This window comes from Sulfurimicrobium lacus, from assembly GCF_011764585.1.
Lineage (GTDB): Bacteria > Pseudomonadota > Gammaproteobacteria > Burkholderiales > Sulfuricellaceae > Sulfurimicrobium > Sulfurimicrobium lacus.
The window spans coordinates 137,874-149,482 of sequence record NZ_AP022853.1 but is presented as its reverse complement, the minus strand read 5'-3'; the positions used below and the strand labels follow the sequence as shown (position 1 = coordinate 149,482).

Genomic DNA, 11,609 nt, shown 5'->3' with positions numbered 1-11,609 from the left:
GCCGTTGCACTCGATCCTGGCTGCGTGTATCGTTGAGTCTTACCAAATCTTACCTTTAGGTTGGCACATGGAAACCACCAAGCTCTCATCCAAGGGACAGATCATCCTGCCAAAATCGGTGCGCGAGTCGCATCACTGGTCGGCAGGAATGGAGTTCGTGATCGAAGACACGCCGGACGGTGTCATGCTGCGACCGGTAAAATCCTTTAGCCCGACCCGCCTGCGGGATGTCATCGGCTGCACCGGTTATGCCGGCCCCGCCCGGTCGCTCGAAGACATGGAGGCCGCGATCGCGGAAGGTGCCGGAAATCATGCTGGCAATTGATACCAACCTGCTGGTGCGCATCGTCGCCAACGATGAGCCCGAGCAGGTAAGACGTGCAGCCGCGCTGTTCGAGGCGGAGCAGATTTTTGTTCCCAAGACGGTGTTGCTCGAAACCGAGTGGGTGTTGCGCTACGCCTACAAGCTGGACTCCAGTGCCATTGCCCACGCGCTGCGCGCGATCGCCGGCCTGTCGAACGTCACGCTGGAAAATCCGGCGGAACTCGCCCTGGCGCTCGGCTGGTTTGAAAGCGGCCTCGATTTTGCCGACGCCTTGCATCTGGCCAGCAGCCTGAGGGCAGGCCGCTTTGCCACATTCGACATAAAATTCGCCCAGCGCGCACAAGCGCTGACCGAAATCGAAATCGTGCAGGCCTAGTAAACATTCAAGAAACAACAGGACACAAGCAATATGCTGCTGATGCTCGACAACTACGATTCTTTTACCTACAACCTGGTGCAGTACTTCGGCGAACTGGGCGAAGACGTGCAGGTGTACCGCAACGACGAAATCACCGTGGAACAGGTGGCGGCGCTCAGGCCCGACCATATCGTGATCTCGCCCGGCCCCTGCACGCCCGCCGAGGCGGGGATTTCGGTCCCGCTGATCCAGGAATTCGCCGGCAAGGTGCCGCTGCTGGGCGTGTGCCTCGGCCACCAGAGCATCGGACAGGCGTTCGGCGGCAAGATCATCCACGCCAAGCAGCTCATGCACGGCAAGACTTCGCAGATCCATCACAAAGGCGTGGGCGTGTTCAAGGGCCTGCCCAACCCCTTCACTGCCACGCGCTACCACTCGCTGGTGATCGAGCGCGAAAGCATGCCTGACTGCCTGGAAATCACCGCCTGGACCGACGACGGCGAGATCATGGGGGTGCGCCACAAGACCCTGCAGGTGGAAGGCGTCCAGTTCCATCCGGAATCAATCCTGACCGAACACGGCCACCAGATGCTGGCCAACTTCCTCAAGGAGAAGCGCGCGTGATAACACCTAAGGACGCGCTCACCCGACTGATCGACCAGCGCGAGATTTTCCACGACGAGATGTTGTCCCTGATGCGCCAGATCATGAGCGGGGAAGTGACACAGGCGCAGATCGCCGCCATCCTGATGGGCCTGCGGGTGAAGAAGGAAACGGTGGGTGAGATTTCCGCCGCCGCGCAGGTGATGCGCGAATTCGCCACCAAGGTGCCGGTCACGAATACCGGGCATCTGGTCGACACCTGCGGTACCGGCGGCGATGCGGCGCACACCTTCAACATCTCCACCACCGCCGCCTTCGTCGCTGCTGCCGCCGGGGCACGGGTGGCCAAGCACGGCGGGCGTTCTGTTTCCTCCACCTGCGGCTCGGCCGACGTGCTGGAGGCCCTGGGCGTCAACCTCAATCTCACGCCGGAACAGGTCGGCCAGAGCATCGACGAAATCGGCATCGGCTTCATGTTCGCGCCCAATTTCCACGGCGCCATGAAGTACGCTGCGCCGATACGGCGCGAGCTGGGCGTGCGGACGATTTTCAACGTGCTGGGCCCGCTCACCAACCCGGCCGGGGCCAGCAACCAGGTCATGGGCGTATTTCATCCCGACCTGGTCGGCATCCAGGCCCGCGTGCTGCAGCGCCTCGGCAGCCGCCACGTGATGGTGGTGCACGGCAGCGACGGTCTGGACGAAATCACCCTGTCCGGCGAAACCCTGATCGGCGAACTGAAAGACGGCGAAGTCAACGAATATGCCCTGCAGCCACGCGAGTTCGGCTTCGAACCGTGCAGCCTGGAAACCCTGAAAGTGTGGGATGCGACCCAGGCCAGGGACATGCTGCTCGGCGTGCTCGACAACCTGCCCGGCCCGGCGCGCGACATCGTGCTGCTCAACGCCGGCGCGGCGATCTACGTGGCGGGCTGCACGGCGACACTGGCCGAAGGGATAGCCAAGGCGCGTACCTCCATAGAAAGCGGCGCGGCACGGGAAAAATTGCGTCAGCTGGTAGAAGTTTCCAACCGCTTCAAGGGAGCCTGAGCGATGTCCGACATTCTCAACAAAATCATCGCGGTCAAGGAATTCGAAGTGGCGCGCGCGGTGGAAAAGAAACCTTATGCCGCTATCCGCGCCGAAGCGGATGCGATGCCCCAGACGCGCGATTTCGTCGCCGCCATACGCAGCAAGATTGCCGGCGGAAAATCTGCCGTGATCGCCGAGATCAAGAAGGCCAGCCCTTCCCGCGGCATCATCCGGGAAAATTTCGACCCTGCCGCGATCGCCCGCAGCTACGAGCAGCACGGCGCGGCATGCCTTTCCGTGCTCACCGACACCCAGTTTTTCAAGGGCAGCAAGAGCGACCTGATCGAAGCGCGCGCCGCCTGCAATCTACCGGTGCTGCGCAAGGATTTCATGATCGACCCCTACCAGGTCTGTCGCGCCCGCACCATGGGTGCCGACTGCATCCTGCTCATCGTGGCCGCGCTGGATCTGCCCCGCATGCAGGAACTGGAAGCGGTCGCCCACGAGCTCGGCATGGCGGTGCTGGTCGAGTCGCACGACGCGGCCGAACTGGAACTGGCGCTACAGCTCAAAACCCCGCTGATCGGCATCAACAACCGCAACCTGCGCACTTTTGAAACCCGACTGGAAACCACGCTGGAACTGTTGCCGCAGGTCCCCGGGGAACGCGTCGTGATTACCGAAAGCGGCATCCTCAAGCCGGAAGATGTGCAACGCATGCGCCAGAACAACGTCAACGCCTTCCTGGTCGGCGAGGCCTTCATGCGCGCCGAGGAGCCCGGCGTGGAACTGGCGCGGCTGTTTGCTTAAGGCACTTCCGCCGCCGGCATGCGCGCCAGAATGATGCTGGTTTTACGCATCAAACCCCTGGCGTTGCGGTGGCTGTCGTAGTAGCGCGGATTGGGCACCATGGCCGCGAGCTTGGCGGCCTGCTCCGCACCCAGGTTGGCGGCGCTGGTTTTGTAGTAGTAGCGCGAGGCGGCTTCCGCGCCGAATACGCCGTTGCCCCATTCGATCACGTTCAGGTATATCTCGAAAATCCGCTGCTTCGGCATCATCTGTTCCAGCATCAGCGTGATCACGGCTTCTTCGCCCTTGCGCCAGAACGCCTTGCGGGACGAGAGGAACAGGTTTTTCGCCAGCTGCTGGCTGATGGTGGAGCCGCCGGCGACGATACGGCCCTTTTTCAGGTTTTTCTCGTAGGCCTTCTGGATGCCTTCCCAGTCGAAGCCTTCGTGGTCGACGAACTTGGCGTCCTCGGAAGCGATCAATGCGCGCTTCAGATTCATGGAAATGCGGTTGTAGGGGACCCATTTATGGCGCAACTCGGCGTCCGGATTCTTTTCCTGCATTTCCGCCAGGCGGGTGTCCATGAAGGAACTGGTGGAGGGATTGTGGTCCACCCACCACCAGATGTGGGCAAAGATCCAGGCCTGGTACAGCACCACGACGCCCAGCAGAATCAACAGTCCGCGCCAGAACCAGCGCCACAGTGCTTTCATCATGATTTAACCTAGAAACGGCAGTTGGACGAGGTGGAGTGTGCGATTTTTGCGGTGCAGGGCAAGGCGCAACGACGCGGAATGGTCGTTCCATTCCAAGGAGTTGCAACGTAGCCATGCACCGCAAAAATGGTGCAATCCATCACGTAGCGGCCTCACCAAACGGGTGAATCCACTGAGTTGAGAAGAAATTAATTGAATTCATGGCATTAGTACTCAATGGAGCGGTCAACTGCCGTTTTTAGGTTTAAGCAGCACCATCACGGGCTGGGTCTCCGGCCGCACGCCGCGCCACAGGAAGAACGATTCCGCCGCCTGTTCGACCAGCATGCCCAGGCCGTCCGCCAGCTGCGCGGCGCCGTTGGCCTGCGCGAATTGCAGGAACGGCGTCAGTCCCTTGCCGTACATCATGTCGTAAGCCAGGCTGCCGGGGGAAAACACGCCGGCCGGCAGGGGCGGCAGCTCGCCCGACAGGCTGCTGGAAGTGGCATTGATGACCAAGTCGAAATGGCAGCCGGCGAGGCTGGCATATTCGCCGCTTGAAATGTCGCCGTGGGGCAGGAACAGTTGCGCCAGTTCGTGCGCCTTGTCTGGCGTGCGGTTGGCGATGGCGAACAGCGCCGGGTACTGTTCCAGCAGCGGCAGGATCACCCCTCGCGCGGCGCCGCCTGCGCCCATCAGCAGGATCTTTTTGCCGCGAACGGAAAAACCGAGGTTGGCGGTAATGTCGCGCACCAACCCGGCGCCGTCGGTGTTGTCGCCGAGGATGGTTGCGCCGTCGAATTTCAGCGTATTCACCGCCTGCGCCAGTTCCGCGCGCTGCGTCAGGCTGGTCGCCAGCTTCCACGCTTCCTGCTTGAACGGCACGGTGACGTTGAGCCCCTTGCCGCCGGCTTCCTGAAATTCGCGCACGCTCCGCGCAAAACCGTCGAGCGGTGCAAGCAATGTCGTATAGGTGAGGTCCTGGCCGGTCTGGCTGGCAAATTCGGCATGAATCAGGGGAGACTTGCTGTGGGCAACGGGGTTGCCTACCACAGCGTAGCGATCGGTCATGATTTTCTCTGCATGTTCGGTTTTCTGGGTGCGAATTCTACCCCAGGCTAGAATTTCGCATTAAGGCTTTCTCAAGGTAAGCTATGCGCGTGGTCAAGCTGACTGAAAAGGGGTTCTACAATGTTACGTGCAATATCGTTATTTTTGGTTCTGGCAGTGATGATGGGCGCAGGTCCGGCACGGTCTGCGGAAAGCCTGAAAATGGCCGCGGCCCCTTCCGACAGTGAACGTTTCGCGGATGCCGATGTTTTGAACAAATATCAGGCGCTGGCCAAATATTTGGGCGCGCAGCTGAATACCCCGGTCAACTTCATCCCGGTGGCGAGTCCTTTCGTTGCGGCCAAACGCGCCAGTCGCGGCGAGTACGACATGATAATCGCGCCGGCCCATACCATCGCCAGCGTGCTGAAAGCCGGCTACAACCCGTTGTGTAAGGAAGGCGGCGAGGTGGGTGCGGTGTTCGTCGCGGGGCCGAATGCGAAATGGGCGAGCATAAAAGATGCGAGCGGAACTAAACTGGGCCTGCCGCCTTTCGAGTCTATCCAGGCGGGTCTGGCGCGCGGGGAACTGAACTCCAAATCGGTGGAGACCAAGAAGCATTTCAAGGAAGCGCGCTATTTCCGTAGCCAGGAAGCAGAGCTTTTTGCGCTCGAAATCAACAGCATGGACATCATCGCCGTAGATTCCGCCATGGCCGAAAAGTGGCTGAAATCTCATCCGGGCAAGATCATCCAGCATACCGCCGAGGCCCCCAAAATGGCCTTCGCCGTCAACACCAAGCGCATCAGCCCGGAGCAGGAGAAAAAGATCGAGGGCGCGCTGCTGAAATATGCTGAAGCTGAAACCAATGCCAGAAAGAAAATGGCTTTTTCACCCACCAAGCGCGAGGAATTCGCTGCGATTTCCTCCATGCTCAACACCACGCCCACGGAGCTGGCCGGCACCCACGTGATCGAGGCCAAGCAGGCCAGCGACATGATCGCGAAAGGCGTGCTCGTGATCGATGCGCGCGCCGAGGCGGAGTATGTGGAGGGCCATATCAAGGGATCGCTGCTGGTTCCCTATCATGAAGTCAGCGCCAAGGAAGTCGGGTTCGATGCCGCGGAAGACAAATTCGATCTGACCAAGCTGCCCCAGGACAAGAACACCGCCATGCTGCTTTATTGCGACGGCACGCCATGCTGGAAAAGCTACAAAGCTTCGGTGCTGGCGGTCCGCAACGGCTACCGGAACATCTACTGGTTCCGTGGCGGCTACCCGGAATGGAAAGCCGCCGGCTACCCGATTGAAGCGGGCAAAACGAAATAGTATCGGGCAGGTCCGACGGAGTCGTTGTGGAAAGACATAGCGTAAAAGCGGGTGCCCCCGAAGGGGCGGGGCGGCACTACCATGAAGCGAAGAAGGTCACGCTGGTCAGCGTCGCCGTGAATATCGCGCTGACCCTGTTGCAGATCGTGATCGGGATCATCGGCAAATCCTCCGCGCTGGTGGCCGACGGCATGCATTCCCTGTCCGACCTGCTGTGCGATTTCCTGGTACTGTTCGCCAATCGCCACGGCTCGAAGGATGCGGACGAGGAGCATCCCTACGGTCATGCGCGCATCGAAACCGCGACCACCCTGGTGCTGGGCGTCATCCTGATGGGGACGGGCGCTGCCCTGCTGTGGGGCGCGGCACAGCGTTTACAGGACCCATCGGCGATTCAGAAGGTGCATGTCATGACCTTGTGGATTGCCGTCCTCACGCTGGCCGGCAAGGAAGGGCTGTTCCGCTACATGCTCCACGTGGCGCGCAAGCTCCGTTCGCGCATGCTTGAAGCCAACGCCTGGCACGCGCGCTCCGATGCGGCCTCTTCGCTGATCGTGGTGGCGGGTATCGCCGGCAACCTTTACGGCGTGACCTCCCTGGACCTGCTGGCCGCCGCCCTGGTGGCGGCGATGATCTTCCGCATGGGCTGGAAGCAAGCCTATCAGGCGCTTATGGAACTGATCGACACCAGCCTGGACGAACAGGAAGTCGCCGCCATCCGCAGCACCCTGCTGGCGACGCCGGGGGTGCAGGGCCTGCACGAACTGCGCACCCGCCGCATGGGCGACCGCGCCCTGGTCGACGCGCACGTGCTGGTCGACCCGAGAATCAGCGTATCAGAAGGACATTACGTGGCAGAGACGGCGCGCGCGCGCGTGCTCAAAGCACATGCCGCCCTCGACGTGATGGTGCACATCGACCCGGAAGACGATTCGGCAGTCAAACGCAGCGTCCACCTGCCGCCGCGCGAAGAACTGCTGCGCCAGCTCAGCCAGCGGCTGGGCGACCGGATGCCGCCGGCGAAACAGGTGGTGCTGCACTACCTCGGCGGCAAGGTGGACGCCGAGATCCTGCTGCCCGAATCGCCCGTCCAGCAAGCGGAAACAGCTGCGGCATTGAACGCGGAAATTGCAAAAATCGTAGCGGAAGACGGCATCTTCCGCGCCATCGAATTGCGAAAAATCGCACCGTAATGGTGCAGAAAGCAGAGCCGCGCACAGCCGCGGGGCAAGCATTTTTTTGCCCCGATTTTAACTGCTTATGGCACAATAGTTTTTTATTGTTTATTTAGTGGCATGCTTCGTGCTTTGAAGCGTGCTCAGAATTTTTTACCTTTCGTTCGTAGGAGAGAAATATGGCGGTTGCCGACGTTTTAAAAATGATCAAGGACAACGAAGTCAAATTCGTTGATCTGCGTTTTACCGACACTCGCGGCAAGGAACAACACGTTTCCATTCCCGCCCACGTAGTGGATGCCGACTGGTTCGAAACCGGCCACGCTTTCGACGGTTCCTCCATCGCCGGCTGGAAAGGCATTCAGGCCTCCGACATGCTGTTGATGCCGGATCCCGAGACCGCCAACATGGACCCGTTCTTCGACGAATCCACCCTGATCATCTCCTGCGACGTGGTTGAGCCCGCCGACGGCAAAGGCTACGACCGCTGCCCACGCTCCATCGCCAAGCGCGTTGAAGCCTACCTCAAGTCTTCCGGCGTCGGCGACACCGCCTACTTCGGTCCGGAACCCGAATTCTTCATTTTCGACTCCGTCACCTGGCACGCCGACATGTCCGGCGCTTCGGTGAAAATCGAATCCGAAGAAGCAGCCTGGTCCTCCAGCGAAAAATTCGAAGGCGGCAACGTCGGTCACCGTCCCGGCATCAAGGGCGGCTACTTCCCCGTTCCCCCGGTCGATTCGTTCCAGGACATCCGTTCCGCCATGTGCCTGGCACTGGAAGAAATGGGCGTGCCGGTCGAAGTGCACCACCACGAAGTGGCAACCGCCGGCCAGTGCGAAATCGGCACCAAATTCAGCACCCTGGTGAAGCGCGCTGACTGGACCCAGATCCTGAAATACGTGGTGTTCAACGTGGCTCACGCCTACGGCAAGACCGCGACCTTCATGCCGAAGCCCATCGTTGGCGACAACGGTTCCGGCATGCACGTGCACCAGTCCATCTGGAAAGACGGCAAGAACCTGTTCGCCGGTAACGGCTACGGCGGCCTGTCCGAGACTGCGCTGTACTACATCGGCGGCATCATCAAGCACGCCCGTGCACTGAACGCGATCACCAACCCCGGCACCAACTCCTACAAGCGCCTGGTGCCCGGCTTCGAAGCTCCCGTGATGCTGGCCTACTCCGCCAAGAACCGCTCCGCTTCGATCCGCATTCCGCACGTTGCCAGCGACAAGGGCCGCCGCATCGAGACCCGTTTCCCGGACCCGTCCGCCAACCCGTACCTGTGCTTCTCCGCACTGCTGATGGCCGGCCTCGACGGTATCCAGAACAAGATTCATCCTGGCGATGCAATGGACAAGAACCTGTACGACCTGCCGCCGGAAGAAGAAAAGCTGATCCCGACCGTGTGCTCCTCGCTCGACCAGGCGCTGGACTACCTGGACAAGGACCGCGAGTTCCTGACCCGTGGCGGCGTGTTCTCCAATGACTGGATCGATGCCTACATCGAACTGAAAATGGAAGAAGTCACCCGCTTCCGCATGACCACTCACCCGGTCGAATTCGCCATGTATTACAGCCTGTAATACGCAGCGTATAGCGGCATGAGAAGGGCGGGGCAACCCGCCCTTTTTTATTGCCGCCAATCCCGGGGTTTGCAGACAACTCCCTTGCGTGAAGGCCCGTGCAGGCAGTATTCTCCAATCATAATTTTCACAGCGCAGCTATCGTGCCCTTCGAAACCACAAAACTGATCCGCCAGCTCGGGTCGGTGCCGGCCGCAATCGCTCACCCTCTGCAGCAGGGGTATACCAAGCTCGTCTCGCTCCAGAACCGGCAACGCGCCGAACTGCTGGAGGAAATTACCGAAATACGCGGATTCATGCCGCTGCTCATGAAACAGCGTAACGGCATTCACTGGACGCACAAGGACCGCCGGCTGATCATGAAGCAGATGCGCAGCCTGGCCCGGCTCAGCCCCTACGCCGTTGCACTGCTGCTCCCCGGCGGATTGCTGGTTCTGCCGCTCATGGCCTGGTGGCTGGACCGGCGCAGGCTGAAACGCGGCGCCGACGAAACAACCCCGGACAACGAGCGAACCTGAATTCAGGTTCGTCCGCAGCGGACATTTTCGGCAGGAAATTCCACCGTTTTGAAAAAAATATTCATCTCGATCCAGGGCAAGACTCTCATTCTTCAATACCAGGTACAGCCGGCGCTGGTGCGCAACGGCTCGGGCTGGGCTAGCTACATTGCCGTCCTGCCGTGCACCGAACTATCCCGTTTCGACCTGAAAGGCCTGACCCCGGAAATGTTCTGCGTGAATATTTCGGACATGGTGAACGTTCGCGGCCTGTTTTCCGGCACCGTCGAAAACGAGCGCCAGCTCCACGTCGCGAACTGGGTGATGAATCAGGACGATTACCTTGCGGCGATCAGCGGGGAGTCGGCCAAACTGACGCACCCGCAAATCGTCAGTCTGCTTGTGTCGCTGCCGGGCTATCTTCAGGAAGCCGACGGACAGTTCATCGACTTCGAAGAACGCACCGTCCGTCATGCGAGCGCGGAAGGGTCTGCCTCCAGCGGGTATCGGCTGACTATCGTCACCGACGACATCGGCGACAAGGTCGCCCCATATGCCTATTACAGCCTCGACGTACATGCTGAAGAAGGATGGCTGGGATGCCCCCCTCCGCCATCACATCACGAATCCGTACGAAGCGCCCTGACATACAAATTGCAGACCATCAGAGAGGCCGGGGTGGAACTCACGCAGATTTACGATGAAACCGATTACGCCGCGACAAGCTGATACGCACGCCTCATAACCTCCGCTGAACTGAGTAGTCATATCTGTTTTCGCCGCGGATAAATATGGCTGCCGGCAATGGGTCTATGTATCATGCTGCCTCCTGACTTCACCTCCCGAAAGCCATGCACACCCTTCTCTTCGTCGACGACGAGCCCGACATCGTGGACACCCTTGAACGAACATTTCGTAAGGGTTACCGCACGCTCAGGGCAACAACCGGGGCTGAGGCTATCGAAATTATCGGCAGTGAAACGCTGGACCTTATCATTTGCGACCAGCGCATGCCCGGCATCACCGGGGACCAAGTCCTGAAATATGCCTTGGAGCATCAGCCCAAAGCCATCCGTATTCTGCTTACCGGTTACGCCGACATGGAAGCCCTGGTGCGCTGCATCAACGATGCGCAGATATATAAATATCTGCCCAAACCCTGGGAGCCCGAGATGCTGCGCCTCACCGTGGTGCGCGCGCTGGAAAGCCTGGACATGGAGCGGCAGAAGCAACTTGTCACCTCCGCTCTGGGTTGTTATGTAAGCGCCAAGGTGGTCGAACAGATCATGGCCGATCCTTCACGCCTGCAGCTGGGCGGCGAGCGCAAGACGCTGACGATGCTGTTTTCCGACCTGGAAAGCTTTTCTCTCCTGGCCGAGCGCCTGGAACCAGAACTGCTCACCACGCTCCTCAATGACTATTTGAGCGACATGACAGACATCATTCTGGACGAAGGGGGCACAGTTGATAAATATCTGGGCGATGCCATTGTCGCCTTCTGGAATGCGCCGCTGGACCAGCCGGATCATGCCAGCCGAGCCTGCCGCGCGGCATTGCGTTGCCAGCAGCGCCTGGAAGAAAGAGCGGATGATTACCGATCCAGAACCGGTTCTACCTTAAAAGCGCGTATCGGGTTACATACGGGTGAAGTAATCGTCGGCAACATGGGGAGCAGAACGCGTTTCGATTATTCGATGATAGGGGATGCCGCCAATTTGGCATCGCGACTGGAAAGCGCAAACAAGGCTTTCGGTACCCACATCATGGTGTCGGAAGCCACCTGGAACGAAATCGGTGCAGAATTTGTTGGTCGCGAAATAGGCGTAGTTAAGGTGACCGGGCGCACTGCGCCAGTACGAGTATTCGAACTGGCAGGCCTAGCCGGCGCGGCAACGCGCTATGACATGGCTGCTTACAATGAAGCACAAGCTCTTTGCCAGGCTGGACGCTGGGCGGAAGCCGAAATGCGATTCAGCGCCATGCCTGACGACACCTTGTGCCGCCTGCATGCCGAAACCTGCAGCAAAGCCCAGATCAACGGTGGCTGGGACGGCGTTTGGCTACTGGAAACCAAATGAGCACGCTCTGATTTTTCAGGCTATTTGGAGTTCGACCAACTGTTCTCGACCTTGCCGCTTTGGCAAAAGCGAACGGAACATGGTAACGCC

Annotated in this window: 13 protein-coding genes; 11 read left to right on the top strand and 2 right to left on the bottom strand. The window is 59.8% G+C overall.

Annotated features, from left to right (window positions below; all coding sequences use genetic code 11):
- Positions 1-67 precede the first annotated feature (67 nt).
- The 5 genes from SKTS_RS00750 to trpC are packed head-to-tail and all read left to right on the top strand — an operon-like array spanning position 68 to position 3,127.
- Positions 68-325, top strand: coding sequence for an AbrB/MazE/SpoVT family DNA-binding domain-containing protein (locus SKTS_RS00750; protein ID WP_173058912.1), 258 nt, complete (start codon positions 68-70; stop codon positions 323-325).
- Positions 312-701 (top strand): type II toxin-antitoxin system VapC family toxin, encoded by a 390-nt coding sequence (locus SKTS_RS00745; RefSeq protein ID WP_173058910.1) that lies wholly within the window; start codon positions 312-314, stop codon positions 699-701. Before SKTS_RS00750 ends, SKTS_RS00745 begins: the two co-directional genes overlap by 14 nt.
- Positions 702-734: 33 nt before the next feature.
- Positions 735-1,307 (top strand): aminodeoxychorismate/anthranilate synthase component II, encoded by a 573-nt coding sequence (locus SKTS_RS00740; RefSeq protein WP_173058908.1) that lies wholly within the window; start codon positions 735-737, stop codon positions 1,305-1,307.
- Positions 1,304-2,335 carry an anthranilate phosphoribosyltransferase gene (gene trpD / locus SKTS_RS00735; protein ID WP_173058906.1) on the top strand — a complete coding sequence of 344 codons (1,032 nt, stop codon included), beginning with the start codon at positions 1,304-1,306 and terminating at the stop codon, positions 2,333-2,335. The genes SKTS_RS00740 and trpD overlap by 4 nt, the downstream gene beginning before the upstream one ends.
- Positions 2,336-2,338: 3 nt before the next feature.
- On the top strand, positions 2,339-3,127 hold the full coding sequence (gene trpC, locus SKTS_RS00730) for an indole-3-glycerol phosphate synthase TrpC (protein ID WP_173058903.1): 789 nt from the start codon (positions 2,339-2,341) through the stop codon (positions 3,125-3,127).
- Here the strand turns inward: trpC and mtgA are convergent.
- Together mtgA and aroE are read right to left on the bottom strand one after the other, a co-directional pair.
- Entirely contained in the window at positions 3,124-3,822 is a 699-nt protein-coding gene (mtgA, locus tag SKTS_RS00725) for a monofunctional biosynthetic peptidoglycan transglycosylase (RefSeq protein ID WP_173058900.1), read from the bottom strand. The genes trpC and mtgA overlap by 4 nt on opposite strands.
- A gap of 225 nt (positions 3,823-4,047) precedes the next feature.
- The gene (aroE, locus tag SKTS_RS00720) at positions 4,048-4,872 is read right to left on the bottom strand and encodes a shikimate dehydrogenase (RefSeq protein ID WP_173058897.1); all 825 of its coding nucleotides are present in this window, start codon (positions 4,870-4,872) and stop codon (positions 4,048-4,050) included.
- A 201-nt stretch (positions 4,873-5,073) separates the two neighbouring features.
- On the opposite strand from aroE, the gene SKTS_RS00715 reads away from it, so the two are divergent.
- The 6 genes from SKTS_RS00715 to SKTS_RS00690 all read left to right on the top strand — a co-directional run bounded on the left by SKTS_RS00715 (position 5,074) and on the right by SKTS_RS00690 (position 11,519).
- Entirely contained in the window at positions 5,074-6,180 is a 1,107-nt protein-coding gene (locus SKTS_RS00715; protein WP_173058894.1) for a PhnD/SsuA/transferrin family substrate-binding protein, read from the top strand.
- Between the two features lie 26 nt (positions 6,181-6,206).
- Positions 6,207-7,373 carry a cation diffusion facilitator family transporter gene (locus SKTS_RS00710; RefSeq protein WP_173058891.1) on the top strand — a complete coding sequence of 389 codons (1,167 nt, stop codon included), beginning with the start codon at positions 6,207-6,209 and terminating at the stop codon, positions 7,371-7,373.
- Between the two features lie 161 nt (positions 7,374-7,534).
- Positions 7,535-8,944 carry a glutamate--ammonia ligase gene (glnA, locus tag SKTS_RS00705; protein ID WP_173058888.1) on the top strand — a complete coding sequence of 470 codons (1,410 nt, stop codon included), beginning with the start codon at positions 7,535-7,537 and terminating at the stop codon, positions 8,942-8,944.
- Between the two features lie 143 nt (positions 8,945-9,087).
- Complete coding sequence (locus SKTS_RS00700) at positions 9,088-9,462, top strand: hypothetical protein (RefSeq protein ID WP_244617404.1); 375 nt, start codon at positions 9,088-9,090, stop codon at positions 9,460-9,462.
- Between the two features lie 48 nt (positions 9,463-9,510).
- Complete coding sequence (locus SKTS_RS00695; RefSeq protein WP_173058885.1) at positions 9,511-10,170, top strand: hypothetical protein; 660 nt, start codon at positions 9,511-9,513, stop codon at positions 10,168-10,170.
- 122 nt (positions 10,171-10,292) lie between these two features.
- Entirely contained in the window at positions 10,293-11,519 is a 1,227-nt protein-coding gene (locus SKTS_RS00690) for an adenylate/guanylate cyclase domain-containing protein (protein WP_173058882.1), read from the top strand.
- Positions 11,520-11,609 lie beyond the last annotated feature (90 nt).

Coding starts and splice junctions, on each gene's coding strand:
- SKTS_RS00750 (WP_173058912.1), top strand. CDS start 68: ATGGAAACCACCAAGCTCTCATCCAAGGGACAGATCATCCTGCCAAAA.
- SKTS_RS00745 (WP_173058910.1), top strand. CDS start 312: ATGCTGGCAATTGATACCAACCTGCTGGTGCGCATCGTCGCCAACGAT.
- SKTS_RS00740 (WP_173058908.1), top strand. CDS start 735: ATGCTGCTGATGCTCGACAACTACGATTCTTTTACCTACAACCTGGTG.
- trpC (WP_173058903.1), top strand. CDS start 2,339: ATGTCCGACATTCTCAACAAAATCATCGCGGTCAAGGAATTCGAAGTG.
- mtgA (WP_173058900.1), bottom strand. CDS start 3,822: ATGATGAAAGCACTGTGGCGCTGGTTCTGGCGCGGACTGTTGATTCTG.
- aroE (WP_173058897.1), bottom strand. CDS start 4,872: ATGACCGATCGCTACGCTGTGGTAGGCAACCCCGTTGCCCACAGCAAG.
- SKTS_RS00715 (WP_173058894.1), top strand. CDS start 5,074: ATGGCCGCGGCCCCTTCCGACAGTGAACGTTTCGCGGATGCCGATGTT.
- glnA (WP_173058888.1), top strand. CDS start 7,535: ATGGCGGTTGCCGACGTTTTAAAAATGATCAAGGACAACGAAGTCAAA.
- SKTS_RS00690 (WP_173058882.1), top strand. CDS start 10,293: ATGCACACCCTTCTCTTCGTCGACGACGAGCCCGACATCGTGGACACC.